This window comes from Kerstersia gyiorum (assembly GCF_048595715.1).
GTDB lineage: Bacteria > Pseudomonadota > Gammaproteobacteria > Burkholderiales > Burkholderiaceae_B > Kerstersia > Kerstersia gyiorum.
Genome location: NZ_CP169556.1, coordinates 1,912,181 through 1,936,397 on the forward strand (window position 1 = coordinate 1,912,181; position 24,217 = coordinate 1,936,397).

The window sequence follows — 24,217 nt, forward strand, 5'->3', positions numbered from 1 at the left end:
TGCTGTGGCGCTTCAGCACAACGCAAAATGACTTGCCGCTTATCGCGGCATCAGGGTGATCCAGTACTTGGTACGCTGCCTGACGCGTATCGGAAAGGTATCTGTCATTGCGCCGAGGGCCTGCTCAATGTTGTCCAGCGGGAACACACCGGAAATACGCATATCGGCAATCGAAGGGTCGTACCCGAGATGGCCGTGATGGTAGCGGGACAGTGACGCCGCCACCTGGCTCAACGGTGTATCCACGATGCTCAGCATGCCATGCTGCCAGGCGTCGGAGCCAGGCGTGGCCGCTTGTATGGCGTGGGTTCGCTGACTATCAAACAGGGTTTGCTGGCCTGCTGCCAAGCGCAGCGGCGGTGTTGCGCTTTGCATGGGGCGAATGGCGACAGCATGCTCCATGACTTGCACTTGAGTTGTCTGCGGATCCACCTGCACCAGAAAACGCGTTCCCAACGCCTGTATGCTGCCATGCGGCGTTTCTACAATGAATGGGCGCTTATTGTTGAAGGCGCGGTCAGGATGGGTCTGTACCAGAATTTCGCCTTCGCGCAGCTGGATGCGGCGAAATAGGGCATCGAACGCAATAGAGACATCGGTGGCTGCATTCAGGAAAATTTCCGAACCATCGTCCAGCTGGAATTGGCGGCGTTCTGCTGTGCCTGTACGCAGTTGATCAGGATGTGCCAGAATGTCGGGCAAATAGCGGTAGGCGCCCGCTGCCAGCAGGCCACCGGCGGCAAGCGGCAGGCCCAGGCTGCGCAGGACTTCACGACGCCGGTTGCGACCCAGTACTGTGCTGGCAATGTCTCCTGGAATCTGCCCGAAGCGCGAACGTACATCCTGCAGGCGGTTCCATGCCTGTTGGTGGGCAGGGCTGGATGCGAGCCAGCTTTGCCAATCATGTTGATCCCGAGGGGTCGCGGTTTCTGCAAGCAGTCGTGCATACCAATCAGCGGCTTCGCGGATGGCCTGTGTTTCAGCCGCACTATAGCGGGATGGATGCTGCGTGTGCATGGGTGAGCAGGCCGATATTCAGGGCAGCATCAGGCAGCAATGCGCCATGGCGCGGGCCACATAGGTGGAGACGCTGCGTAAGGAAATGTTCAGCCTGGCAGCAATTTCCACATAAGGCAGGCCCTGGAATTGAGCCATGATAAAGGCTTGTTTTACCTTTGAGCCCAGACCATCCAGCATGCTATCGAATTCGAACAGAGATTCCCGCATCAGCGCCTGGGTTTCCAGGCTGGGTTGGGATTGGGGTGGCAGGGCAGCCAGTACTTCGAGATAGGCCCGTTCAATGGATTGGCGTCGATAAAAATTGGAGACCAGACGGCCTGCCACCGTTACCAGGTAGGCACGGGGCTCGCGCAGTTCGTCCTGTTGGCGCAAATGGGCGCACAGCACCCGGACAAAGGTGTCCTGCGCCAGTTCATCGGCGTCTTCCGGGCGGCCAACCTTGGCGCGCAGCCAGTTGCGCAGCCAACCATGATGTTCTCGATACCAGACGCCAACTTCAGCCGTCGGGGAAGCCGGGCAGTTTTTCATTGGACAATAGCGGAAGATGATGGAAATGTTTCTTATTATTGTATCTTTTTTTTGTCTCTCTGCGAATCCATGGCTGCCACGACAAGATGAAAACGGCAAAGGCGACCGGAGTCGCCTTTGCCGCATGCCTGTCGCCGGCCACTGCCGACGGGGCTCAAATCATGAGGCCAGCTTGCTTTTCACCAATGCCGAGAGTTGCGACATATCGGCGCGTCCGGCCAGCTTGGCTTTCAATGTGCCCATAATCTTCCCCATGGCAGCCGGGCCGCTGGCGCCTTGCGCCAAGGCTTCCTTGACGGCGGCATCGACGGCCGCTTCGATTTCGGCGGCATCGGCCTGCTGCGGCAGGAATTCCTGCAGGATGACCAATTCGGCTTCTTCCTGGGCGGCGGTTTCGGTGCGGCCCGCCTGGGCGAATGCCGTGATGGACTCACGGCGCTGCTTCACCTGCTTTTCCACGATGCGCTGTATCGCAGCGTCGTCCAGTTCTTCGCGGGTGTCGATTTCAACCTGTTTGATGGCGGCCTGCAGGAAACGCAGGGTGCCGAGGCGGGCGCTATCCTTCGCGCGCATGGCCGCCTTGATTTCATCCATGATCCGGGCTTTGAGCGATGCTGACATGATGATCTTTGTCGTGTCTGTGTTGATTACAGCCAGCATCATACTACTGGCGCCCGCCGTGCTGCGGCAGCCCGGTGCCGGCTTTTCGGCAGGCAGGGGCCGCAATGTCATTAGATGGAACGGGTATATGCTTATTGCGCACCATTCTTATTCCCAACCGGGCACGCGTAAGTTGATAAAATGCCCGCACTTTCATCAATCCGCTGTATGGCAGCAAAGGTCATTCGTCAACAACATGGCAGCCTTCTACAACGAGCGTGTGCTCAGCGTGCATCACTGGAACGACACCCTGTTTTCCTTCAGGACCACCCGCGACCCCGCCTTGCGTTTCCATAACGGCCACTTCGTCATGATCGGCCTGGAAGTCGAAGGCAAGCCGCTGCTGCGTGCCTACAGTATTGCCAGCGCGAACTACGAGGAACACCTGGAGTTCTTCAGCATCAAGGTGCAGAACGGTCCGCTGACTTCCCGCCTGCAGCACCTGCAGCCCGGCGATACCCTGCTGGTCAGCAAGAAACCCGTGGGCACGCTGGTGGCCGATGATCTGCGCCCCAATGGCCGCAATCTCTACCTGTTCGGCACAGGCACCGGCCTGGCGCCGTTCATGAGCATCATCAAGGACCCGGAAGTGTACGAACGCTTCGAGAAGGTCGTGTTGCTGCACGGCGTGCGCTGGGTCAGTGAACTGGCCTATGCCGACTATATCCAGAAGGAACTGCCGGAAAATGAATTTTTCGGCGATATCGTCCGTGAAAAGCTGATTTACTACCCGACGGTGACGCGCGAGCCTTTCCGCAACCAGGGCCGGGTGACCGAAGTCGTCGAGAACGGCAAGCTGTTCGAAACGATCGGCCTGCCGCCGCTGGACCCGGCCGTGGATCGCGCCATGATTTGCGGCAGTCCTTCCATGCTGCAGGACGTCAGCGCCATGCTGGACAGCCGGGGGTTCGTGATTTCCCCGGGGGTAGGCCAGCCTGGCGATTACGTCGTGGAACGGGCCTTTGTCGAGAAATAAGCCCGCCAGCCCGCTTGCGCGCTGGCCCTTGCGCCGGTCTTATATATAATCGTTACGCCGCCGGGGTGCCCGGCGGCGTCCAATCTGTCAGGCTCCCGGGGGGAGACTGCGGCCAAGCGAGAGAACAACATGAGCAAGCAAATCATTCATACCGATGCCGCCCCGGCAGCGGTCGGTCCGTATTCCCAGGCTGTTGCCGCCAGTGGCGCGCGCACAGTGTTCCTCTCCGGCCAGATCGGCCTGGAACCCGGTACCGGTGAACTGGTGTCGGAAAACTTCGAAGCCCAGGTGCGCCAGGCGTTTGCCAATATGGCGGCGGTTATCGAAGCAGCCGGCGGCACGCTGGACAACGTCGTCAAACTGACCTTGTACCTGACGGATCTCAGCCGTTTCGCGGCAGCCAACGCCATCATGGCGGAACTGATCCCGCAACCGTTCCCGGCACGTTCCACGATCGGCGTGGCCAGCCTGCCCAAGGGCGCACAGTTCGAAGTCGAGGCCATTCTCGTCATCTGAACGGGAGTCGCCGCCTCTTTCATGCAGACAGAAGCACCGTCTGGCAAAAAAGGCCGTCAAGGCGCCCGCGGGCGCCCGTCGGCGGCGACTGTTGCCGCACGGCTGGAACGCCTGGGCCTGCGCCGCCCGGAAGACTTCGCGCTGCATTTACCGCTGCGCTACGAAGACGAAACCCAGGTCGTTCCCATTGCCCAGGCACGTCCTGGTAGCGTGGCGCAAGTGTCCGGCCATGTGACGCGCAATGAGGTGCTGTTGCGGCCGCGCCGCCAATTGAGCGTGACGCTGGCTGACGACAGCGGCACCATGACCTTGCGCTGGCTGAACTTCTATCCGAATCAGCGCAAACAGGTTGAAGAGGGTGCGGAAGTCCGCGCCATCGGGGAAGTCCGGGGCAACCTGTTCGGCAAGGAAATCATCCATCCGCGCATCGTGCCGGCGGGTCGCGACTTGCCGCAGGCGCTGACACCGGTTTACCCCACCACGGAAGGCTTGTCGCAGCCAGTGCTGCGCAAGGCGATTGCAGATGCGTTGCCGCGCGCGCACCTGGACGACATCCTGCCGGCGCCGCTGCGCGAACGGCTGGGCCTGATGGACTTGCATGAAGCCGTCACGTTTCTGCATGCCCCTGAGCCAGGAACGCCGCTGCACACGTTGGAATTTCGCACGCATCCGGCCTGGCGGCGCGTCATGTTCGACGAAATGCTGGCACACCAGCTGTCCATGGCAGCAGCCAGGGCTGCCCGGTTGGCCAAGCGCGCCCGCCCGTTGGCGCTGCGTACTGATGAAGACTCCCTGACCAAACGTTTGCTGGCACGCCTGCCATTCGCGCTGACCGGCGCGCAGCAGCGCGTGGTTGCTGAAATCTCTGCAGACCTGGGCCGGGCCCACCCCATGCACCGCCTGCTGCAGGGCGATGTCGGCAGCGGCAAGACGGTGGTGGCAGCGCTGGCAGCGGCCCAGGCAATAGATGCCGGCGCACAGGTGGCGTTGATGGCGCCAACCGAACTGCTGGCCGAACAGCACTTTCGCAAGCTGGTGGACTGGCTGGAGCCGCTGGGCGTGCCGGTTGCCTGGTTGAGCGGCAGCCAGAAGGCCAAGGCCCGCCGCGAGGCCTTGCAGGCCGTGGCGCAGGGGCAGGCGCCGCTGGTGGTGGGCACCCAGGCCTTGGTGCAGGACCATGTGGATTTTGATTGCCTGGGGCTGGTCATCGTCGATGAACAGCACCGTTTCGGCGTGGGCCAACGCCTGGCATTAAGCCGCAAAGGGGAAGACGACGCTGCCGCGGAAGTGCCACACTTGCTCAATATGAGCGCGACGCCGATTCCCCGCACGCTGGCCATGACGCATTTTGCCGATCTCGATGTCTCGGTGATCGACGAACTGCCGCCGGGACGCACGCCCGTGCGCACCAAACTGGTGGAAGAAGGACGCCGCGAGGAGGTCATCGCGCTGGTGGCCCAGGCCGTGCGCGAAGGGCGGCAGGCCTACTGGGTCTGTCCGCTGGTGGAAGAAAGCGAGGCGCTGGCCTTGCAGACGGCGGTCGATACCCATGCTGCCTTGAGCAGCGCCTTGCCCGATCTGGCGCTCGGGCTCGTGCATGGACGCTTGAACGCCACGGAAAAGGCGGTTGTCATGGATGCCTTCCGTGCCGGTGAAATAGACCTGCTGGTGGCAACCACCGTCATTGAGGTCGGGGTGGATGTGCCCAATGCCTCCCTGATGGTGATAGAGCATGCCGAACGCTTCGGCCTGGCGCAGTTGCATCAATTGCGCGGACGCGTAGGGCGGGGCGCCGCGCAGTCGGTTTGCGTCCTGCTGTACCAGGGCCCGCTGTCGGCTCATGCCCGCGACCGTCTCAAGGCCATGTACGAAACCAATGATGGTTTCGAAATTGCCCGGCGCGACCTGGCGCAACGCGGCCCGGGCGAATTCCTGGGAACGCGTCAATCCGGCATGGCCATGTTGCGCTATGGCGACCCGGAACAGTTCCCCGAACTGGCCGAGCAAGCGCGTGATGCCGCGCGGCAACTGCTGCGCGATGCGCCAGCAGTGGCAAGCGACCACCTGGACCGCTGGATGGCCGGCCGGGAAGATTTCCTGAGAACGTGACACCCATGTAAACGAAACATCAATCATGCGGCGGGGCGTGCCAGATGCCATATCATGTACTCAGGCTTGGGTATTCCAGGCGCGCTCATGGGGCAGCGCAGGGCTGTCGGCATGGCGCAGCCGGGCCTTTGCCCGTCAGGGTGTGCTGGCGTAGTGGTATTCACAGGGGGCCGGGGGCTCTCAGAAAACGTGGTAAAGACACGGCAGCTTCCAGGCTGCCGGTTTTCCAAGAAAAAAATAGCGGAATTCTTTAATGACTTTGACCGAGTTGAAGTACATCGTCGCAGTTGCCAGGGAGCGTCATTTCGGGCGGGCTGCCGAGGCGTGCTTCGTCAGCCAGCCGACGCTGTCCGTCGCCATACGCAAGCTGGAAGATGAGCTGGGCGTGGCGATTTTCGAGCGCGGCAGTTCCGAGGTCGGCGTCACGGCCCTGGGTGAACGCATCGTGGCGCAGGCGCAGAAGGTTCTGGAAGAAAGCGCCTACCTGAAGGAAATCGCCCAGCAAGGCCACGACCCCTTGTCCGGGCCATTGCGCGTGGGCGTCATTCACACCATTGGGCCGTACCTGCTGCCTTACCTTGTGCCGCGCCACATCGCCAGCATCCCTCAGATGCCGCTGCTGCTGCAGGAGAATTTCACGGTGCGCCTGGTCGAACTGCTGCGTCAGGGGGAAATCGACTGCGCCATCATGGCCTTGCCGCTGCCGGAAACCGGTTTGATGACCCGACCCCTGTACGACGAACCGTTCGTGGTCGCCGTGCCGGTCAATCATCCCTGGGCCAGCCTGGAAGCCATTGACGCCAATGACCTGAAACAGGAAACCATGCTGCTGCTCGGGCATGGCCACTGCTTCCGCGACCAGGTACTCGGGGTCTGTCCGGAAATGTCGCGGTTTTCCGCCGCCGCCGATGGCATCCAGCGTTCGTTCGAGGGGTCTTCGCTGGAAACCATCCGGCACATGGTGGCGTCGGGGATAGGCATCACCGTGCTGCCGATCACATCCGTACCCAAGGATGCGTCCAGCACGCCGCTGCTGCGCTACATTCCGTTCCGCTCGCCCGTCCCGGACCGCCGGGTGGTTCTGGCCTGGCGTCGCAGCTTTCCGCGCCAGGCTGCCGTCGATGCGCTGGCGCATACCGTGTATGAGTGCGGCATGCCCAATGTGAAAATGCTCGAAGAAAGTGAGATCGAACAGGTCTGAACGCCGCCTGCCCAGGACACCGCCAGGCAGATCCGGCAGTCAGGCTGCGAGCAAGCCTTACGGGCTTTCTGCTATGCTATCCCAGTCATCAGAGCGCCTGGCTGGCAGTCTGCCGGGCAGGCGCCCAACGGCGGGGAACCCGCCATCTGAACCAGGAGAAACGTATGTCCAGTTCCAAGAAAGTCGCTGCGCCCAGCATTGATATCGGCATCTCTGAAAAAAACCGTCTGGAAGTTGCCCAGGAATTGTCCAAGGTGCTGGCCGATGCCCACGCGCTGTACCTGATGACGCACAATTTCCACTGGAACGTGACCGGTCCCTTGTTCAATACGCTGCACGCGATGTTCATGGACCAGTACACCGAGCAGTGGAATGCGCTGGACGATATCGCCGAACGCATCCGCGCACTGGGTGTTTACGCGCCCGGTACCTATCGCGAGTTTTCCAAACTGGCCTCCATCGCCGAGCCGGAAGACGTGCCGGAAGCGCTGGAAATGGTGCGCTTGCTGGTCAAGGGCAATGAATCCGTCGCCAAGACGGCACGCAAGGCTTTCAGCGTGGCCGACGAGGCCAATGACCAGCCCACCGCCGATCTGCTGACCCAGCGCCTGGATATCCACGAAAAGAACGCGTGGATGCTGCGCAGCCTGTTGCAATAAACCTGAGCCGCTGGCGTCGCTTGCCCGCAGGGTGCGACTGCCGGTGCCACGAAAAACGCCCTGGGCGCCGGGAAGCTCCCGCGCCCAGGGCGTTTTTTCTTGCCTGTCTCTGTGTCTATTTGCTGCCCGGGCTGCGGGCTTGCAACAGTACGTCTTTGCGTTCCATGACGATCTTTGCCGCCAGCGTTACCAGGGCAATCGTCGTCAGCAATGCCGCGGCGGTGAAGGCGGCCACGGCCTTGTTGTCGTCATTGAGCTGCTGGATCAAAAGCGGCAGCGTCAGGGTTTTGCCGCGAATGACGCCGGATACGACCGATACGGCGCCGAACTCGCCCACGGCGCGGGCATTGGTGATGGCCACGCCGTAAAGCAGCCCCCACTTGATTTTAGGCAGCGTGATGCGGCGGAAAATCTGCCACCCGCTGGCACCCAGCGTCAAGGCTGCATGTTCTTCGTCGTTGCCCTGCGCCTGCATCAGCGGAATCAGGATGCGCGCCACGAAGGGCGCGGTGACGAACATGGTGGCCATGACCATGCCGGGCCAGGCGAATATCAGCTGGATGTCGTGTTCGTACAGCCACTCTCCGAACAGGCCTTCCAGCCCGTAGACCAGCAGATAGCACAGACCGGCCACGACGGGAGAAATGGCATAGGGAATGTCGGTCAGCGTAATGAGGAACTGGCGGCCGCGGAAACGGTACTGCGTCACACACCAGGCCAGCATGATGCCGAACACGAGGTTCACGGGCACGGTGATCGCGGCTATCAGCAGCGTCAGCTTGATGGCATGCACGGTGTCGGGAGCAAGAACATTGCTGACGAATGTGTTCCAGCCCAGTGACAAGGCCTGCGTAAAAATCAGCAGCAGGGGCAGTACCAGCAGCAGCACTGCGCCGGTGACGCCCAGGGCGATCAGTGTCCAGGCCTTCCAGCCTTGGTGCTTGTGTTGCATGGCTCAAACCTCCGTCCGGTACCAGGGCAGCAGCCACTTCTGCGCCATGCGCAAGCCGAACAGCAACAGCAGCGAAGCGAACAGAACGACCGTTGCGATGGCGGCTGCGGCAGGGTAGTTGTTTTCTGCCTGCCGCATGAAAATCATCAACGAGGTTATCTCGGTGCGGAAGGGCAGATTGCCGGCAATCATCACCACCGCGCCGAATTCGCCCAGGCTGCGGATGAATGCCTGGGACGCGCCTGTCATGACCGCAGGCAGCAGTGCCGGCAGGATGACACGCAACAGGATCTGCCCGTCTCGGGCGCCCAGGGTCCTGGCGGCTTCTTCATATTCTGGCCCGACATCAGCCAGCACCGGCTGAACCGAGCGCACCACGAATGGCAGGCTGGTAAAGACCATGGCTATGACAAGGCCCGGAAAAGCATAGGCCACCTTGATGCCCCATGCCGAAAAATACTGTCCCAGCCAGCCCGGCGGCGACAACAGCAGCGCCAGCGTCAGCCCGGCGACGGCGGTCGGCAGCGCGAAGGGCAGGTCAACCAGGGCGTCCAGCACGCGCTTGCCGGGAAACTCGTAGCGCACGATGATCCAGCTGAGCAGCAAACCCAGGATGGTCGCGAAAACCGTGGAGAGGAAGGCACCGTAGAGCGTGACGCGGTAGCTGGCAACGACACGCGGGTCACTGATGGCGCGCCAGTATTCCGCCCAGCTCATGCCGGAGGCATAGATCAGCAGGCCCGCGATGGGCAGCAGGATGATCAGGGACAGGTAGAGGACACTGATGCCGAAGCTCAGGCCGAAGCCTGGCAGCGAGGGCGGGCGGTTGAAGAATTTTGGCAGCATGTAAGGCGCAAAGGCGCCGCATGACGCGGCGCCTTGTGAGTATCAGCTTTCAGACGGTGAGGCGATCAGCGTTGGCTGGCTGCCTTGGCGAGCAATTCATCGAGCACGCCGCCAGAAGCGAAATGCTTGGCCTGGATGCTGTCCCAGTCACCCAGCACGTCCTGCGGATTGAGCAGGCGGACGTTCGGGAAACGTTCGGCATTGGCCTTGATGACTTCCGGGTCATGCACGCGGTAATTGTAGCTTGCCAGCAGGGCCTGGATTTCCGGACTGTACTGGAATTGCAGGAACTCGCGGGCGACGTCTTCGGTCTTTTCACGCTTGGCAACACGCTCCACCACCGCTACCGGGAATTCGGCCAGGACGCTGACGGGCGGCACTACGATTTCAAAGCCCTTGTCCTTGAATTCATCTGCCTTCGCGATATTGTTCACTTCGGATTCGAAGGTCAGCAGCACATCGCCCTGTTCATTGGCGAAGGCCGTGGTGGCGCCGCGGCCGCCCGTGGGGAAAGTTTCGACGTTGCCCAGGAGCTTGGTAACGAAGTCGCGGGTCTTGGCTTCGTCGCCGCCGAATTTCTCATTGGCGTAGAGCCAGGCGCCCAGGTAGGTATAGCGAGCATTGCCGGAGGTCTTGGGGTTGGGGAAGACCAGCTTGACGTCTTCGCGGACCAGGTCATCCCAGTTCTTGATGTTCTTCGGGTTGTCCTTGCGCACCAGGAAGGCAATGGTGCTGTAGTAGGGCGAACTGTTGTTGGCAAATTGCTGCTGCCAGTTCTTGGCAACGAAACCGCGGTTGGCCAGCAGGTTGATGTCCGTGACCTGGTTGAAGCTGACGGCGCTGATCGCCAACCCCTGCAGAATGGCATTGGCCTGGGCGGTGGTGCCGCCAAAAGACGGTTCGATGGTCAGGTCTTCGCCCTTGGCTTCTTTCCAGTGCGCCACGAACAGCGGATTGATCGCGCCGAAGAGCTCACGGGAAATATCATAGGAAGCCGTGCCCAGTTTGGTCTGGGCACCGGCGGCGGCCGTTGCGCCCAGCAGGGCGATGGCAAGGCTGCGGGTCAGGAATCGTTTCAGCATGTTGTGTGTCCTGTCTGGAAGGCGGATTCAAAAAATCAGGTAGGGGTAACTGCCAAGGCCATTGCCGGGAAAAGTGGCTCAGGTACGGACGGTGCGTTCCGGCACCGGAGGAATGCGGGGCGCAGGCGGTACCAGGCGCCAACTGGCGCGGCGCCGCAGCGCAGTGAGGATCTTCAGGCCTTGTGGCCAGGCACCGAACCCCGAGGCGCTGTTGATATGGCCTGCCTCGGAAAGGATGTTCAGGCGGCTGCCCCAGGCATCGGCGAAAAGCCGGGCGCGGTCCAGCGCGCAATACGGGTCGTTGTCGCTGGCCACTACCACGCTTTGAAAGGGCAGCGGGTTCAACGGGATCGGACCGAAACTGCGCAGGGCCTCATGAGCGCCGGGCCGTTCGATGTCGGCGGGCGCCACCAGCAGCGCCCCTGCAACACGGCGTTGCAGGCTGGCGGGCAGGTGGGCCACGGTAACGCAGCCCAGGCTATGGGCCACCAGCAGCGCGGGCGTCGGCGACTCGCTGATGGCGCGCGCCAGCGTATCCACCCAGGCGGCCGGTGAGGGCGTGTCCCAGTCTTCCTGCTGCAAGCGCACGACGTTCGAAAGTCGGCTTTCCCAGAGGCTTTGCCAGTGGCCGGCGTCGGAGTTGCGCCAGCCGGGGATGATGATGGTCTGAAGTCGCATGGCGCTCATGATGCAGGCCGGCGAACGCAACTCAAACGAATAATTCGCCCTTTGTATATTCTTCAAAGAAATATGAAGACGGGTTGTGCATAGCTAAATCCGTGGGTTTTCTGTGGCAGTTGTGAGGCATGCTCCGGTCCTCTCCACCGCAGGAAAAGCAGTGCTGCGTGAACATTGATTCACATGAAAGGGACAGTATTAGGGTTAGGCCGGACGCCCGCATGGGTATTGCATCGTGTATGCTCAAGGAATAAGGCCGGACGCCGCATGGCGAGCTTTTCCGTGATGGCGGCCAGCTCCGTTCATTGCATCTATATCGCGTCACAAGAGGAACCGTTACATGAAAGCTGTATTCAAACTGGCCCCGATTGCGTTCTCCCTGCTTGGCCTGGCGGCTGCCGCGAATGCGGACACGCTGAAAATCGCCGTTGTCGGCCCGGTAACCGGAGCCGTGACGCAGTATGGCGATATGGTGCGCGAAGGCGTCTTCACTGCTGTCGAACAATACAATGCCAAGGGCGGCGTCAACGGCAAGCAGGTGGAACTGCAGGTGATAGACGATGCATGCGAGCCCAAGCAAGGCCCGGTGGCAGCCAATAATGTCGTCAATGCCGGTATCGGCTTCGTCGTCGGTCATGTCTGCTCGGGCGCAACCATCGCTGCCGCGGATATCTATGACAGCGAAGGCGTAGTGATGATTTCTCCCTCGGCCACGGCGCCCGCGCTGACCGACGGCAAGGATTACGAGTTCATCTTCCGCACCATTGGCCGTGACGACCAGCAAGGTCCGGCAGCTGGCAAGTTCATTGTGGAAACCCTCAAGCCGGCCAAGGTGGCCGTGCTGCACGACAAGCAATCCTATGGCCAGGGCATCGCCACGGCCGTGCGCGATACGGTCAAGGCCGGCGGTATCGACGTCGCTGTCTTCGAAGGCATCAATGCCGGAGACACCGATTATTCCGCCGTGATCACCAAGCTGAAGTCGGCCGGCGTCGATTTCGTCTATTTCGGCGGCTACCACCCCGAACTGGGCCTGTTGCTGCGCCAGGCGGCGGAGCAGGGCCTGAAAGCTCGCTTCATGGGCCCGGAAGGCGCAGGCAATCCTGACATCAACGCCATTGCCGGTCCCGCGGTCGAAGGTATGCTGCTGACCCTGCCGGCCGATTTCAGCTCTGACCCTGCCAATGCGGAAGTGGTGCGTCTCTTCAAGGAAAAGGGCCGCAACGCCAGCGGCGCCTTCCAGTTGCAGGCCTATGCGGCAACGCAGGTGCTGTTCGACGCGATCAATGCCACGAAGAGCGAAGACCCGGAAGTGATCGCCGAATACCTGCATGCCAACAGCTTCAAGACGCCCATTGGCGAAATTTCCTGGAACAAGCAGGGCGACCTGAACGACTTCAAGTTCTCGGTCTATTCCTGGCATGCGGATGGCAGCCAGAAACTGGTGCAGTAAGTCCCTGTTCAACCCAGCCGGCAGGCAAGGCGCCGCCGGCTGATGGTTGGTGGCAGGCGTGGCTTCTAGCCATGGCCATCCTTGGCGGGCTGGCGCCCAGCTTGTCCGTCCAAAGCCCTGGCACCTTTCGCGGTGCCAGGGCTTGTTTCTTTCTTGTCCGGTTGCGGCCGACAGCAGCCGGCCGCAACCGGACAAGCGTGGGGGGCCTAGTCCAGCATCAGCCGGCGGCGTGCCGCCGCGTATTGCTGCGCCAGCTGCTCGATGTAATCGGCGGCAGCTTGCACCTGGCCGACGGCGCCTATGCCTTGGCCGCAGCCCCAGATGTCTTTCCAGGCCTTGGCGGCGCGGTCCCCGCCGAAATTCATCTGCGTCGGATCACTGACCGGCAGGTTGTCCGGGTCCAGGCCGGCCGCCACGATGGATGGCTTGAGATAGTTGCCGTGGATGCCGGTAAAGAAGTTGGTATAGACGATATCGTCGGAGCTGCCGTCCACGATGGCCTGCTTGTAGGCAGCCGAAGCACGGGCTTCTTCCGTGGCGATGAAGGCAGACCCGATGTAGGCGAAATCTGCGCCTATGGCCTGGGCGGCAAGAATGCCGTTGCCGGTGGCAATGGCGCCCGACAAGGCCAGCGGCCCGTCGAACCAGGCGCGGATTTCCTGCACCAGGGCGAAGGGATGTTTGGTGCCGGCATGTCCGCCCGCACCGCTGGCGACTGCAATCAGGCCGTCCGCGCCTTTGGCGATGGCCTTGCGGGCAAAGGTGTCGTTGATGACGTCATGCAACACAATGCCGCCATATTCGTGGGCAGCCTGGTTGATCTCGGGCTGTGCCCCGAGCGAAGTAATGATGATCGGCACTTTGTACTTGGCGCACAGCGCCATATCGTGTTCCAGGCGCTGGTTGCTGCGATGGACGATCTGATTGATGGCGAAGGGGGCCGCTGGACGGTCCGGGTGCGCCCGGTTGTGGGCCGCGAGGCTCTCGGTGATCTCAGCCAGCCAATCTTCCAGCTGTTCCGCCGGGCGGGCATTGAGCGCGGGCATGGAGCCGACGATGCCGGCCTTGCATTGCGCGATGACGAGACTGGGCGTGCTGACGATGAACATCGGCGAGGCAATCACGGGCAGGCGCAACTGCGTGAGGATTCGGGGCAGTTTGGACATCTATCTCTCTCCTTGTTATGGGCCGGGCGCCACGTTATGTTGCGGCGGCGCCTGGCCTGTCATCCGGTCTGGGGCCTGCCAGCGATTATGAAGCAAGAAGCCGGGCAAGCCAGGGATTGCCCTCGGGGTCGGCATGACTGCCGTCGCGTCAATTTGTTGTCGCGCTGATCGATCGCCGGGCAGCCGCTACAATGTTCGCTTCGCCAATGCGGGCCGCAGCGGACAGCGTTTGACCGATGCGGGCCGAGGTGTGCCGAAGGGGATTTGATTCGATGACCATGGAAGCCTTGAAGCCTGATTTTTTCCAGCGCCTGGGACTGTATGCCCGCCTGACGCGGCTGGACAAGCCTATTGGTTCACTGTTGCTGCTGTGGCCCACGCTCTGGGCGCTCTGGGCCGCGACCGGCGGCTGGCCGTCCTGGTACATCCTGATTGTCTTCATCATAGGCACAGTGCTGATGCGTTCGGCCGGGTGTGCGATCAACGACTATTTCGATCGCGACTTCGATCGGCACGTAGACCGGACCCAGGCCCGCGTCCTGACGACCGGCCAGATCAGTGGCAAGGAAGCGCTGCTGGTTGCGGCGGCGCTGGCGCTGGTGTCGCTGCTGCTGATCTTGCCGCTCAACCAGCTGACGCTGTGGCTATCGCTGCCCGCTATCTTCCTGGCCATTACTTATCCGCTGATGAAGCGCTTTTTTGCGATCCCGCAAGCCTATCTGGGCATTGCTTTCGGCTTCGGCATTCCGATGGGCTACGCTGCGGTCCAGAATGCACTGCCGCTGGAAGCCTGGATCATGCTGGCCGCCAACATCTGCTGGGCCATTGCGTACGACACCGAATATGCCATGGTGGACCGTGAAGACGACATCAAGCTCGGGCTCAAGACTTCGGCAGTCACCTTCGGCTCATGGGATGTGACGATGGTGGCATTCTTCTATGCCGCGACGCTGTCGCTGCTGGCTGTTTTTGGCGGCATGAAGGGCTACCAAAGCTGGTTCTGGGTTGGGCTGGCCGTTGCCGCCATCATCGCCCTGCGCCATTTGCTATGGATACGCGAACGGGACCGCGCAGCATGTTTCCGTGCGTTTCTCAATAACACCTGGTTCGGTTTTTCCGTTTTTGCCGGGATTTTCCTGGAAACCATGCTGGGATAACACCAGCACCTGCCCGGGGGCAGGAGAGAGGGGGAGTGTCTGAGATGTCTAAGGATTTGCGAATTGCCTTCATAGGCGGCGGGAATATGGCCGCTGCGCTGGGCGCAGGCCTGTCGGGCAAGCTGTGTCCGGCGGGAAACATACATGTCGTCGATATCAATGAGGATATCCGGGCGCGTTGGCAAGGGCAGGGCAGCACGGTAGCGGCCAGCGCGGACGAGGCGCTGCGCGCCTGCAATGTCTGGATCTACGCCGTCAAGCCGCAGGTCATGGACCAGGTCGTGCAGGCCACCCGCCCGTGGATGGCGCCAGGCACGCTGGTTATCAGCATCGCCGCCGGCATCACGCTGGCGCGTTTCGAGGAATGGCTGGCGGGCGCAGAATCGCCGCGCCTGGTGCGCTGCATGCCCAATACCCCGGCGCTGGTCGGCGCGGGTGCCTCGGGCCTGTATGCCGCAGCCGAGGTGCCGCAGGAACAGCGCGAACTGGCTGCTTCCATTCTGGCGGCAGTGGGCACGGTCACTTGGGTCGAACGCGAAGAGCAGCTTGATGCCGTGACGGCGCTGTCGGGCAGCGGTCCTGCATATATCTTCCTGCTGATCGAAGCCCTGACCGCCGGTGGCGAGCAATTGGGGCTGGCACAGGCAGATGCGCAGACGCTGGCGATCCAGACCGTGCTGGGGGCCGCACAACTGGCCGCAAACTCCACGGAATCCCCGGCTGTCCTGCGCCAGCGAGTGACGTCCCCTGGCGGCACGACTGCCGCCGCGCTGCAGGTGTTCGAGCAGCGCGAATGGGCGGCCATCGTTGGCGAAGCGATGCAGGCTGCCGCCCGACGTGCCGCTGAACTCAGCCAGGGCACCGGCTCATAGCGCTTCAGGAACGTTTGTTTAAGGGTTTCTACTAAACCTGCTGCCCAGCTGTGTCCTGAAAGACGGCAACGGCAGTAGGGGAATGTAGAATTGCCGTTTTGGCATCGCGGCCAGCGTTGCCTTCAACCGTTTCCACCCGCACGCAAGCCGCCCGCCGCATGGCGTGGATGGCTTGCGCAGGCTGAGTGTTTTCCTATGTCCGACCTTCTTCCACAAATTGTCCAGCAGCTGTTCAACGGCTTGTCGCTGGGCGCGATCTACGCATTGATCGCCATTGGCTATACCATGGTCTACGGCATCATTGGCATGATCAATTTCGCCCATGGCGAAATCTACATGATCGGTGCCTATGTCGGCCTGGTCACATTGACGGCCATCGGCACGCAGACCGGCATGCCGCTGTACATGATCATCGCCATCATGCTCATCGTCTCGGTGGCGGTCACCGGCGCCTACGGTTTTGCGGTCGAACGCATCGCATACCGGCCGGTACGCGGCGGCCCGCGCCTGGTTGCCCTGATCTCCGCGATCGGTATGTCCATTTTTCTGCAGAACTGGGTGGCGCTGGGCCAGGGCTCACGCGACATGGCTGTGCCGTCGTTGATTTCCGGCGGTTTACAGTTCCATCTGTCGGGCTTCGACGTCATGCTGCCGTATTCCCGCATCCTGATCATCTTCGTGACGGTGGTGATGATGGTGGGGCTCACGCTGTTCATCCGGCATTCGCGCATGGGCCGCGCGTCGCGCGCCTGCTCTCAGGACATGCGCATGGCCAATCTGCTGGGCATTGATACCAATCGCGTCATTTCCTTCACCTTCGTGCTTGGCGCCATGCTGGCTGCGGTCGGCGGCGTGCTGATCGCCATCACCATCGGCAAGCTCAATCCCTACATCGGCTTCATCGCCGGCATCAAGGCCTTTACGGCTGCCGTGCTGGGGGGCATAGGCAGCATCCCCGGCGCGATGCTGGGGGGTGTGGTCCTGGGGCTGGCGGAAACCTTCGCGGCGGCATTCCTGTCCTCCCAATACAAGGACATCGTGGCTTTCGGGCTGCTGGTGTTGGTGCTGCTGTTCCGGCCTACCGGACTGCTGGGTAAACCGGAAGTGGAAAAAGTCTGATGGCAAACTCCTTCAAGAACGCAATCATCGCGGCGTTGATGACGGCGGTGATCATCACGCCCGTCTTTGGCCTGAAACTGGTGCGCCAGGGCTCCTCCATGACGCTGGACCCGCAATGGGACCTGGTATTGCTGGGCTGCGGCATCGTCTTCGTTTTCCACCTGTTCAAGCCGCTGCTGGGCCGCTTGTTCGGTGGCGTCAAGACGCCCAGCATGCCGGCGTTGCCGGCCAACGGCCAACGCTGGCTGGGCATCCTGCTGATCCTCCTGGCCATCGTCTGGCCATTCTTCGGCAACCGCAGCCAGGTGGATATCGGCACCGTCGTCATGATCTATATCATGCTCGGCCTGGGGCTGAATATCGTCGTCGGCTTTGCCGGCCTGCTGGACCTGGGTTTCGTCGGCTTCTATGCCGTAGGCGCCTATACCTACGCCTTGCTGTATCACTTCTATGGCTGGGGTTTCTGGGAAGCGCTGCCGCTGTCCGGGGTGATGGCGGCCCTGTTCGGTTTCGTCCTCGGGTTCCCGGTGCTGCGCCTGCGTGGCGATTACCTTGCCATCGTCACCCTGGGCTTCGGTGAAATCATCCGCCTATTGCTGGTCAACATGACCACGCTGACTGGCGGCCCTGACGGCATTTCCGGCATACCCAAGCCTACGGTGTTCGGTTACGAGATGGCGCGCCGCATCAAGGGCGAAGGACAGACCTTTCACCAGATGATGGGTTGGGACTTCGATTCCCAGCACATGATGATCTATCTGTACCTGATGGCGCTGGTACTGGCGTTGATCACCCTGTATGTGTCCAACCGTCTGGTGCGCATGCCGGTGGGACGCGCATGGGAAGCGCTGCGGGAAGACGAGATCGCTTGCCGCTCGCTGGGCCTTAACCCCACCCGTATCAAATTGTCCGCCTTTACGCTGGGTGCGGCGTTTGCCGGTTTCGGCGGTGCTTTCTATGCCGCGCGGCAGGGCATGGTCAATCCCGAGTCCTTCACCTTCATTGAATCGGCGCTGATCCTCGCGGTGGTGGTGCTGGGTGGCATGGGCTCGCAGATCGGCGTCATTCTGGCCGCCATCATCCTGACCATCCTGCCGGAAATCGCCCGCGAGTTCGCCGAGTACCGCATGTTGCTGTTCGGTCTGGTCATGGTTCTGATGATGGTCTGGCGCCCGCAGGGACTGCTGCCGGTGAAACGTCCGCACGTGGAGTTGCAGAAATGAGCACGCCCCTGTTGAGTGTCCAGAACCTGAGCATGCGTTTTGGCGGTCTGCTGGCCGTGGATTCCGTGGCCTTCGATGTCCAGCACGACGAAGTTTTCGCCATCATCGGCCCCAACGGCGCCGGCAAGACGACTGTATTCAATTGCGTTGGCGGCTTCTACCGGCCGTCCGGCGGCAGCGTGCGCATGCTGGGCCAGGAAATCGCTGGCCTGCCCAGCCACAAGGTGGCCCGCCACGGGCTGGTGCGCACGTTCCAGAACGTCCGCCTGTTCAAGCAGCTGACCGTGCTGGAAAACCTGCTGGTGGCCCAGCATACACAGGTTGAAAACGGCTTGCTGCGCGGCCTGCTCAAGCTGCCATCCTACCGCCGGGCCGAGCAGCAGGCGCAGGAACGTGCTGTGTACTGGCTGGAATTCATGGGCTTGCTGCAGTATGCCAACCGTGAAGCCGGCAACCTGGCCTATGGCCATCAGCGCCGCCTGGAGATTGCTCGCTGCATGATTACGCGGCCGCGCCTGCTGATGCTCGACGAGCCTGCCGCGGGGCTGAATCCCCAGGAAAAGGTGGAATTGCAAGGCCTGGTGGACCGCTTGCGGCGTGAGTTCAATGTGGCGGTGCTGCTGATCGAACACGACATGAAGCTGGTGATGGGCGTATCCGACCGGATTCTGGTCATGGAACACGGCAAGCCCATCATCACGGGCCTGCCCGACGAAGTGCGCAACGATCCGCGCGTCATCAAGGCTTACCTGGGCGAGGAATAATGCTCAAGCTCGAAAATATTCATACCCATTACGGTGCCATACAGGCGCTGGACGGTGTCAGCGTGGAAGTGGCCAAAGGGGAAATCGTCACCCTGATCGGCAGCAACGGCGCCGGCAAGACCACGCTGCTGATGACGATCTGCGGCACGCCCCGGGCCACATCGGGCAAGGTGCTGTTCGAAGGGCGGGACATCAGCAAGGAACCCACGCATCGCATCATGCGGGGCGGTATTGCGATTTCGCCGGAGGGCCGGCGGGTGTTTCCCGACCTGACGGTGCTTGATAACCTGAAAATGGGCGGGTTCTTCTCGAACCGCGATGAAATGCTTGAAGGCATAGAACATGCTTTCAAACTCTTCCCGCGCTTGAAAGAACGGGCCTCCCAGCGCGCGGGGACCATGTCCGGCGGCGAGCAGCAGATGCTGGCGATCGGCCGGGCACTGATGTCGCGGCCCAGGCTGTTGCTGCTCGACGAGCCCACGCTGGGCCTGGCGCCGTTGATCATTGCGCAGATATTCGACATTATTCGTACCATACGGGATGAGGGCATTACCGTGTTCCTGGTCGAGCAGAATGCCAATAAGGCGCTGCAGGTGGCCGACCGTGGCTACGTGCTGGAGAATGGGCGCATTGTCCTGGCCGATACTGGCGCGAACCTGCTGGCCAACGACGAAGTCCGCAAGGCCTATCTTGGCGCGTGATGCGCCTGTGGCCAGGCCAGTCTGATTCCGCTGTGTTTGCCCTTGCCCGCGGCAGGGTTTCAGCCCTTGCGGGGCAGGCTTGTCATTACGATGGGTATTTTGTCCGTCCGGCCCGGTTAGGCTGGAGGGGTAATGTTCAATCATGGCCGACATGGCCAACACGACCACGACGGCCGCATGGCCGGAAGGGCAGAAAGGGAGTGCGATATACCCATGAGTGTATCGACTGACAAACAGGAAATCCGGCAATCGCCATGCCTGGAAGAATCGGGCTGGGACTTGCAGGGCATCGTTTCCAGCCTGCGCGATGCGCGCCGCGATTGGCGCAGCCGTAGCGGACGCCTGCGCGAAGCGGGCGGGGCGCGTGAGTTCCCCTCGGTGGAAGAAATTCGCGGCATCGTCAACATGCTGTGCGGCGCCTTGTTCCCTATGCGCCTGGGTCCGTTGGACCTGCATGAAGACAACGAGGACGCCTACGTTCAACTGACCTTGGCCAATGCCATGCGCCAGCTGGAACGCCAGGTCTTTCTTGAGTTGAGCTATCTGGCTCGGCAGCGCAACGCACCCTGTGAAGAGCTCGCCCACCGAGCCCATCACGTGGCGCGTGAATTCGCGGCCAGCCTGCCGAATGTGCGGCGCATGATAGACACCGATGTCATCGCCGCGTTCCAGGGTGACCCGGCCGCACGCAGCGTGGACGAAGTATTGCTGAGTTACCCTGGCGTCAAGGCCATCATCCATCATCGCCTGGCACATGTGCTCTATGTACTGGATGCGCCTCTGGTGGCCCGCATCATTGCCGAAATCGCCCATGCCGATACCGGTATAGACATCCATCCCGGTGCCCGTATCGGCGGCAGCTTCTTCATCGACCATGGCACGGGCGTGGTCATCGGCGAAACGACGATCATCGGTGAACGTGTCCGGCTCTACCAGACGGTTACGCTGGGTGCCAAACGCTTCCCGGCAACGCCGGACGGCGCTCTGAAGAAAGGCCTGCCGCGCCATCCCATCCTCGAGGACGACGTGGTGGTCTATGCCGGCGCGACCGTGCTGGGACGCATTACCGTGGGGCGGGCGTCCATCATCGGCGGCAATGTCTGGCTGACGCACAGCGTGCCGCCAGGCAGCAACATTACCCAAGCCAGCGCGATCAACGCAGAAGCCGAAAACGCGCGCAAGGAATGAGGCTTGATGTTGCCGGCCTTCCGTGATCGGGCCGCCGGCAACGATTACTTGGGTAGAATGCTGCCATTCCATCTGACGGGCAGGGCTGGCATGCCAGCTTGCCCATTGCTAGACCGGGGTAGGCACATTCCGGGCCATCCCAGCCATGTTTGTTTCAGGAAATCCTATGACCAATACTGATTTTTCCTCTCGCGCGCAGGCTCTGCGCGCCCGTTACGACGAACTCAAGCAGGCGCGTCCGCAACTCCGCGCCCGCGACATGGCGGCAGAACTTGGCGTGACCGAAGTCGAGCTGGTGGCAGCGGGCGCAGGCGGTGTCGAAAGCACCATGCTGTCCTATGAACGTCCCCAGGATGTGTTCCGTGAACTGGGCAGCCTGGGCCGCGTGATGGCGCTGACGCGCAACGATTGGTGCGTGCACGAGCGCAAGGGCAGCTATCTGGACGTCAAGGCCGAAGGCCCGGTTGGCCTGGTGCTCGGACCGGACATTGACCTGCGCGTGTTCTTCAAGGACTGGGCTTCGGCCTGGGACGTCAAGCAGGGCGAGTTGCGCAGCCTGCAGTTCTTCGACCGCGCCGGCGTCGCCGTGCATAAAGTCTACCTGCAGCCGCAAAGCGACGTTCAGGCCTATGAGGCACTGGTTGCCAAGTTCCGCGCCGCCGAGCCGGTCTGGCCTGCGATTTCCACCATCGAAAAGCCGGTGGAACCGGAAACCGTGAGCGATCCCGCTGCCCTGCGCACCGACTGGCTGGCAATGAAGGACACGCACGAATTCTTCCCGCTGCTCAAGCGCTTCAAGGTCAGCCGCCTGGGCGCGCTGCGTGCAGCGGGCAAGGACCTGGCCCAGGAAGTGCCGGCCGACACGTTGCAACGCGTGCTGGAAGGTTCGGCCGCAGCGGGTACGGAAATCATGTGCTTCGTTGGCAACCATGGCATGATCCAGATCCACAGCGGTCCGGTGAAAAACCTGAAGGCCATGGGCGACTGGTACAACGTGCTGGACCCTGACTTCAACCTGCACCTGAAGACCTCGGCGATTGCCTCGGCATGGATCGTCAACAAGCCCACCAGCGACGGCTGGGTGACCTCACTGGAGCTCTATGCCGACAACGGCGAGATCATTGCCCAGTTCTTCGGCGCCCGCAAACCAGGCAAGCCTGAGCTGGCCGCCTGGCGCGATTTGCTGGTGTCCCTGGCGCCTGAACCCCTGGCTGCCTGATGGTTGTCCGCCCGCTTCGGGCGGTTGCTGGCTGAACCTGGAAGGCCTGTCGGGCTTTCCAGGTTTTTTATTTGTCGGGCGCGGCCGGTAGCGGCGTCGCCATGTGATCGGCCGGGGGCAGCTTGCGCCGTTGCTGATGCGCGGAATAGGCGCTGCCCATGGAGGCCGCCATGATCATGCTGATGGCCAACCATTGGGCGGGGCTCAGGTATTCATCCAGCAGCACCAAAGCCAGCAGCGCAGCGACAGCGGGCTCCATGCTGATCATGATGCCGAAAGCCTGGGGTGGCAGCCGTTTGAGCGCAACCATCTCCAGCATCATGGGTATGGCGCTAGATACCAGCGCCACGCCCAGCCCGACCAGCAGCACCCATGGTGACAGCAGCGCGCTGCCAGCGTGCGCAATGCCAACCGGGACAACAAGCAGGGTAGCGACCGCCAGGCCGAATGGCACGGATAAGCCGGCATGCAGGTGGCCTACGCGTTTGCCGAACAGAATATAGGTGGCCCAGAAAAGGGCGGCGGCCAGTGCAAACATCACCCCGGTTGTGTCCAGCGTGCTGACATCATGGCCCAGCGGCAGCAACAGCCAGAGCCCGCCCACTGCCAATGCCACCCACAGAAAATCCTGCAGGCGTCGCGAAGCCAGCAATGCGATGGACAAGGGCCCGGAAAACTCGATGGCCACGGCAATGCCGAAGGGAATGGTGCGCAAGGCCATGTAGAAGCAAAGATTCATCGCACCCAGCGCAAGGCCATAGAACACGATGGCCTGGGCATCGCGGCGCGTGATCTGCCAACGCCAGGGGCGCCAGAACAAAAGCAGCAACAAAGCGGCAAACCCGACGCGCACGGCTGTGGTGCCCTGGGCCCCGACCAGGGGAAACAGCAGGCGCTTGGCGAACGACGTGCCTATGGCGAGGCAGGCGACGGAACCGAGGATGGCCAGCAATGGCAGGAACGAGGCATAGCGTGAGCGTGACATGCCGCAATTTTATTGCGCCGTGCTGGAAATATCGGCTCTAATTAATGTCCATTGACGCAACTTCCACTCGATATGAGCGCCACTGATTCCATCCCAAAAAATGCCATGCCCGGCAGGGCTGTACCTGTTATGTCCAGCCCGCCGCACAGTCCTGCGGCCGCAGCGCTGGATGACTTCGACCTGGCGATTCTCGACATCCTGCAACGCGACAACACCATTTCCCAGCGTGAAATCGCGCAGGCCGTGCACTTGTCTGCACCCGCGGTGCAACGGCGCATCAGGCGTTTGCGAGAAAGCGGGATCATCCTGGCCGAGACCGCCGTTCTGGACGCCAGCCGGCTGGGGCGTCCGTTGACCATCATGGTGGAAGTGCATGTGCATGACGAGCAGCCGGCCCGCACGGCAGGCCTGCGCGCGCGCATTCAGGCGGAGCCTGCGGTACAGCAGTGCTACAGCATTACCGGCGAAGCCGACTACCTGCTGGTGCTGACCGCCGCGACCATGGCGGATTTCGAAGCCATCACCGAGCGCCTGTTTGGTGGCGACGATAACGTGCGCCGCTTCCGGACATCAGTTGCGCTGGGGTGCCTGAAGCTGGGCCTGCAGGTACCGCTGGCACGCTGATCAATGGCGTTTGAATATCGACCAGACCAGCGCAAGCGTCATCAGGGCAAACAGCACCAGGCTCCAGATCGCATACTCGATGCCAAAGATGTAGGCAGTCGCGTCCATGCATGACGCGTAGATGCCGAAGAGCCAGGTAATGCCTTCTTCCAGGCCGGAATCAACCATCAGGCGGTCGGCAAACGTTCTGTCGCAAGAGAACATTTGCGCCGCGACGGAATGCTGGTACCAGGCTGCGATAACGCCCGCAATACCCAGCAACGCGGCAATGGCCGCGGCAATACGACGCGACACGCCCTGGCCAGGCATCAGCGCGCCGACCAGCGCGAATGCACCCAGCACCAGGTAAATCAGGCGCTGCATGGAGCACCAGGCGCAGGGCTGCAGGCTGAAGGCATACTGTGAGATCAAGGCGACGCCAACGGCGGCGAACGACAGGAATGCCACGAGAAGCAGGAGACAGCGGGAGGTCGGTTTCATATCAAGCAAGAAGGTGGATGAATCAGTGGTGCGGGAAAC

At 61.8% G+C, this 24,217-nt stretch carries 25 protein-coding genes; 15 read left to right on the forward strand and 10 right to left on the reverse strand.

Annotated elements, in window-relative coordinates:
- Window positions 1-39 precede the first annotated feature (39 nt).
- From ACEW7X_RS08450 to ACEW7X_RS08460, 3 genes are all read right to left on the reverse strand, one after another.
- On the reverse strand, window positions 40-1,017 hold the full coding sequence (locus ACEW7X_RS08450; protein WP_130487031.1) for a FecR domain-containing protein: 978 nt from the start codon (window positions 1,015-1,017) through the stop codon (window positions 40-42).
- Between the two features lie 18 nt (window positions 1,018-1,035).
- The gene (locus ACEW7X_RS08455; RefSeq protein WP_130487032.1) at window positions 1,036-1,548 is read right to left on the reverse strand and encodes a sigma-70 family RNA polymerase sigma factor; all 513 of its coding nucleotides are present in this window, start codon (window positions 1,546-1,548) and stop codon (window positions 1,036-1,038) included.
- A 159-nt stretch (window positions 1,549-1,707) separates the two neighbouring features.
- Window positions 1,708-2,169 (reverse strand): GatB/YqeY domain-containing protein, encoded by a 462-nt coding sequence (locus ACEW7X_RS08460; protein WP_130487033.1) that lies wholly within the window; start codon window positions 2,167-2,169, stop codon window positions 1,708-1,710.
- A gap of 235 nt (window positions 2,170-2,404) precedes the next feature.
- Here ACEW7X_RS08460 and ACEW7X_RS08465 point away from each other — a divergent pair, with 235 nt between their 5' ends.
- The 5 genes from ACEW7X_RS08465 (at window position 2,405) to ACEW7X_RS08485 (ending at window position 7,669) form a co-directional block, all read left to right on the forward strand.
- Complete coding sequence (locus ACEW7X_RS08465) at window positions 2,405-3,184, forward strand: ferredoxin--NADP reductase (RefSeq protein WP_068372394.1); 780 nt, start codon at window positions 2,405-2,407, stop codon at window positions 3,182-3,184.
- A 129-nt stretch (window positions 3,185-3,313) separates the two neighbouring features.
- Complete coding sequence (locus tag ACEW7X_RS08470) at window positions 3,314-3,700, forward strand: Rid family detoxifying hydrolase (protein ID WP_068372391.1); 387 nt, start codon at window positions 3,314-3,316, stop codon at window positions 3,698-3,700.
- Between the two features lie 21 nt (window positions 3,701-3,721).
- Complete coding sequence (recG, locus tag ACEW7X_RS08475) at window positions 3,722-5,809, forward strand: ATP-dependent DNA helicase RecG (RefSeq protein WP_420177896.1); 2,088 nt, start codon at window positions 3,722-3,724, stop codon at window positions 5,807-5,809.
- 253 nt (window positions 5,810-6,062) lie between these two features.
- Window positions 6,063-7,010, forward strand: coding sequence for a LysR substrate-binding domain-containing protein (locus ACEW7X_RS08480; RefSeq protein WP_130487035.1), 948 nt, complete (start codon window positions 6,063-6,065; stop codon window positions 7,008-7,010).
- A 164-nt stretch (window positions 7,011-7,174) separates the two neighbouring features.
- Window positions 7,175-7,669 carry a Dps family protein gene (locus tag ACEW7X_RS08485; protein ID WP_068372381.1) on the forward strand — a complete coding sequence of 165 codons (495 nt, stop codon included), beginning with the start codon at window positions 7,175-7,177 and terminating at the stop codon, window positions 7,667-7,669.
- Between the two features lie 115 nt (window positions 7,670-7,784).
- Here ACEW7X_RS08485 and cysW read toward each other — a convergent pair whose 3' ends face one another.
- The 4 genes from cysW to ACEW7X_RS08505 form a co-directional block, all read right to left on the reverse strand.
- The gene (gene cysW / locus ACEW7X_RS08490) at window positions 7,785-8,621 is read right to left on the reverse strand and encodes a sulfate ABC transporter permease subunit CysW (RefSeq protein ID WP_068372379.1); all 837 of its coding nucleotides are present in this window, start codon (window positions 8,619-8,621) and stop codon (window positions 7,785-7,787) included.
- 3 nt (window positions 8,622-8,624) lie between these two features.
- Window positions 8,625-9,467 (reverse strand): sulfate ABC transporter permease subunit CysT, encoded by an 843-nt coding sequence (gene cysT / locus ACEW7X_RS08495; RefSeq protein WP_068372376.1) that lies wholly within the window; start codon window positions 9,465-9,467, stop codon window positions 8,625-8,627.
- A gap of 65 nt (window positions 9,468-9,532) precedes the next feature.
- A complete protein-coding gene (cysP, locus tag ACEW7X_RS08500; RefSeq protein ID WP_127774190.1) occupies window positions 9,533-10,549 on the reverse strand; it encodes a thiosulfate ABC transporter substrate-binding protein CysP in 1,017 nt (338 codons plus the stop codon).
- A 78-nt stretch (window positions 10,550-10,627) separates the two neighbouring features.
- A complete protein-coding gene (locus tag ACEW7X_RS08505; RefSeq protein WP_068372370.1) occupies window positions 10,628-11,227 on the reverse strand; it encodes an RBBP9/YdeN family alpha/beta hydrolase in 600 nt (199 codons plus the stop codon).
- Between the two features lie 340 nt (window positions 11,228-11,567).
- Between ACEW7X_RS08505 and ACEW7X_RS08510 the strand changes: the two genes are divergently transcribed.
- Window positions 11,568-12,680, forward strand: a complete 1,113-nt coding sequence (locus ACEW7X_RS08510) for a high-affinity branched-chain amino acid ABC transporter substrate-binding protein (RefSeq protein ID WP_068372366.1) — start codon at window positions 11,568-11,570, stop codon at window positions 12,678-12,680.
- 206 nt (window positions 12,681-12,886) lie between these two features.
- Here ACEW7X_RS08510 and ACEW7X_RS08515 read toward each other — a convergent pair whose 3' ends face one another.
- Window positions 12,887-13,846 (reverse strand): NAD(P)H-dependent flavin oxidoreductase, encoded by a 960-nt coding sequence (locus ACEW7X_RS08515; RefSeq protein ID WP_130487037.1) that lies wholly within the window; start codon window positions 13,844-13,846, stop codon window positions 12,887-12,889.
- A 278-nt stretch (window positions 13,847-14,124) separates the two neighbouring features.
- Here ACEW7X_RS08515 and ubiA point away from each other — a divergent pair, with 278 nt between their 5' ends.
- The 8 genes from ubiA to ACEW7X_RS08555 all read left to right on the forward strand — a co-directional run bounded on the left by ubiA (window position 14,125) and on the right by ACEW7X_RS08555 (window position 22,089).
- Window positions 14,125-15,003 carry a 4-hydroxybenzoate octaprenyltransferase gene (gene ubiA, locus ACEW7X_RS08520; RefSeq protein ID WP_068372571.1) on the forward strand — a complete coding sequence of 293 codons (879 nt, stop codon included), beginning with the start codon at window positions 14,125-14,127 and terminating at the stop codon, window positions 15,001-15,003.
- A 44-nt stretch (window positions 15,004-15,047) separates the two neighbouring features.
- Complete coding sequence (gene proC, locus ACEW7X_RS08525; protein ID WP_130487114.1) at window positions 15,048-15,875, forward strand: pyrroline-5-carboxylate reductase; 828 nt, start codon at window positions 15,048-15,050, stop codon at window positions 15,873-15,875.
- Between the two features lie 195 nt (window positions 15,876-16,070).
- On the forward strand, window positions 16,071-16,994 hold the full coding sequence (livH, locus tag ACEW7X_RS08530) for a high-affinity branched-chain amino acid ABC transporter permease LivH (protein WP_420177897.1): 924 nt from the start codon (window positions 16,071-16,073) through the stop codon (window positions 16,992-16,994).
- Window positions 16,994-18,217 (forward strand): high-affinity branched-chain amino acid ABC transporter permease LivM, encoded by a 1,224-nt coding sequence (locus ACEW7X_RS08535; protein WP_130487039.1) that lies wholly within the window; start codon window positions 16,994-16,996, stop codon window positions 18,215-18,217. Before livH ends, ACEW7X_RS08535 begins: the two co-directional genes overlap by 1 nt.
- A complete protein-coding gene (gene livG / locus ACEW7X_RS08540; protein WP_420177898.1) occupies window positions 18,214-18,981 on the forward strand; it encodes a high-affinity branched-chain amino acid ABC transporter ATP-binding protein LivG in 768 nt (255 codons plus the stop codon). The genes ACEW7X_RS08535 and livG overlap by 4 nt, the downstream gene beginning before the upstream one ends.
- On the forward strand, window positions 18,981-19,682 hold the full coding sequence (locus tag ACEW7X_RS08545) for an ABC transporter ATP-binding protein (protein ID WP_068372348.1): 702 nt from the start codon (window positions 18,981-18,983) through the stop codon (window positions 19,680-19,682). The genes livG and ACEW7X_RS08545 overlap by 1 nt, the downstream gene beginning before the upstream one ends.
- A gap of 213 nt (window positions 19,683-19,895) precedes the next feature.
- Window positions 19,896-20,870 carry a serine O-acetyltransferase EpsC gene (epsC, locus tag ACEW7X_RS08550; protein WP_068372345.1) on the forward strand — a complete coding sequence of 325 codons (975 nt, stop codon included), beginning with the start codon at window positions 19,896-19,898 and terminating at the stop codon, window positions 20,868-20,870.
- A gap of 166 nt (window positions 20,871-21,036) precedes the next feature.
- A complete protein-coding gene (locus ACEW7X_RS08555; protein ID WP_130487040.1) occupies window positions 21,037-22,089 on the forward strand; it encodes a hemin-degrading factor in 1,053 nt (350 codons plus the stop codon).
- A gap of 67 nt (window positions 22,090-22,156) precedes the next feature.
- On the opposite strand, the gene ACEW7X_RS08560 is transcribed toward ACEW7X_RS08555, so the two are convergent.
- Window positions 22,157-23,074, reverse strand: a complete 918-nt coding sequence (locus tag ACEW7X_RS08560) for a DMT family transporter (RefSeq protein ID WP_339137012.1) — start codon at window positions 23,072-23,074, stop codon at window positions 22,157-22,159.
- Between the two features lie 129 nt (window positions 23,075-23,203).
- On the opposite strand from ACEW7X_RS08560, the gene ACEW7X_RS08565 reads away from it, so the two are divergent.
- Window positions 23,204-23,698, forward strand: coding sequence for an Lrp/AsnC family transcriptional regulator (locus ACEW7X_RS08565; RefSeq protein WP_134838415.1), 495 nt, complete (start codon window positions 23,204-23,206; stop codon window positions 23,696-23,698).
- Here ACEW7X_RS08565 and ACEW7X_RS08570 read toward each other — a convergent pair whose 3' ends face one another.
- Window positions 23,699-24,178, reverse strand: coding sequence for a disulfide bond formation protein B (locus tag ACEW7X_RS08570; RefSeq protein ID WP_420177899.1), 480 nt, complete (start codon window positions 24,176-24,178; stop codon window positions 23,699-23,701).
- Window positions 24,179-24,217: the final 39 nt, after the last annotated feature.

Bases quoted from the DNA above. Each gene is read 5' to 3' on its own strand.
- ACEW7X_RS08460 (WP_130487033.1), bottom strand. From the start codon at position 2,169: ATGTCAGCATCGCTCAAAGCCCGGATCATGGATGAAATCAAGGCGGCC.
- ACEW7X_RS08570 (WP_420177899.1), bottom strand. From the start codon at position 24,178: ATGAAACCGACCTCCCGCTGTCTCCTGCTTCTCGTGGCATTCCTGTCG.
- recG (WP_420177896.1), top strand. From the start codon at position 3,722: ATGCAGACAGAAGCACCGTCTGGCAAAAAAGGCCGTCAAGGCGCCCGC.
- ACEW7X_RS08565 (WP_134838415.1), top strand. From the start codon at position 23,204: ATGTCCAGCCCGCCGCACAGTCCTGCGGCCGCAGCGCTGGATGACTTC.
- livG (WP_420177898.1), top strand. From the start codon at position 18,214: ATGAGCACGCCCCTGTTGAGTGTCCAGAACCTGAGCATGCGTTTTGGC.
- ACEW7X_RS08545 (WP_068372348.1), top strand. From the start codon at position 18,981: ATGCTCAAGCTCGAAAATATTCATACCCATTACGGTGCCATACAGGCG.
- cysP (WP_127774190.1), bottom strand. From the start codon at position 10,549: ATGCTGAAACGATTCCTGACCCGCAGCCTTGCCATCGCCCTGCTGGGC.
- ACEW7X_RS08510 (WP_068372366.1), top strand. From the start codon at position 11,568: ATGAAAGCTGTATTCAAACTGGCCCCGATTGCGTTCTCCCTGCTTGGC.
- cysT (WP_068372376.1), bottom strand. From the start codon at position 9,467: ATGCTGCCAAAATTCTTCAACCGCCCGCCCTCGCTGCCAGGCTTCGGC.
- ACEW7X_RS08515 (WP_130487037.1), bottom strand. From the start codon at position 13,846: ATGTCCAAACTGCCCCGAATCCTCACGCAGTTGCGCCTGCCCGTGATT.
- ubiA (WP_068372571.1), top strand. From the start codon at position 14,125: ATGGAAGCCTTGAAGCCTGATTTTTTCCAGCGCCTGGGACTGTATGCC.
- ACEW7X_RS08505 (WP_068372370.1), bottom strand. From the start codon at position 11,227: ATGCGACTTCAGACCATCATCATCCCCGGCTGGCGCAACTCCGACGCC.
- ACEW7X_RS08535 (WP_130487039.1), top strand. From the start codon at position 16,994: ATGGCAAACTCCTTCAAGAACGCAATCATCGCGGCGTTGATGACGGCG.
- ACEW7X_RS08555 (WP_130487040.1), top strand. From the start codon at position 21,037: ATGACCAATACTGATTTTTCCTCTCGCGCGCAGGCTCTGCGCGCCCGT.
- proC (WP_130487114.1), top strand. From the start codon at position 15,048: ATGTCTAAGGATTTGCGAATTGCCTTCATAGGCGGCGGGAATATGGCC.
- ACEW7X_RS08450 (WP_130487031.1), bottom strand. From the start codon at position 1,017: ATGCACACGCAGCATCCATCCCGCTATAGTGCGGCTGAAACACAGGCC.
- livH (WP_420177897.1), top strand. From the start codon at position 16,071: ATGTCCGACCTTCTTCCACAAATTGTCCAGCAGCTGTTCAACGGCTTG.
- ACEW7X_RS08470 (WP_068372391.1), top strand. From the start codon at position 3,314: ATGAGCAAGCAAATCATTCATACCGATGCCGCCCCGGCAGCGGTCGGT.
- ACEW7X_RS08455 (WP_130487032.1), bottom strand. From the start codon at position 1,548: ATGAAAAACTGCCCGGCTTCCCCGACGGCTGAAGTTGGCGTCTGGTAT.
- cysW (WP_068372379.1), bottom strand. From the start codon at position 8,621: ATGCAACACAAGCACCAAGGCTGGAAGGCCTGGACACTGATCGCCCTG.
- epsC (WP_068372345.1), top strand. From the start codon at position 19,896: ATGAGTGTATCGACTGACAAACAGGAAATCCGGCAATCGCCATGCCTG.
- ACEW7X_RS08480 (WP_130487035.1), top strand. From the start codon at position 6,063: ATGACTTTGACCGAGTTGAAGTACATCGTCGCAGTTGCCAGGGAGCGT.
- ACEW7X_RS08465 (WP_068372394.1), top strand. From the start codon at position 2,405: ATGGCAGCCTTCTACAACGAGCGTGTGCTCAGCGTGCATCACTGGAAC.
- ACEW7X_RS08485 (WP_068372381.1), top strand. From the start codon at position 7,175: ATGTCCAGTTCCAAGAAAGTCGCTGCGCCCAGCATTGATATCGGCATC.
- ACEW7X_RS08560 (WP_339137012.1), bottom strand. From the start codon at position 23,074: ATGTCACGCTCACGCTATGCCTCGTTCCTGCCATTGCTGGCCATCCTC.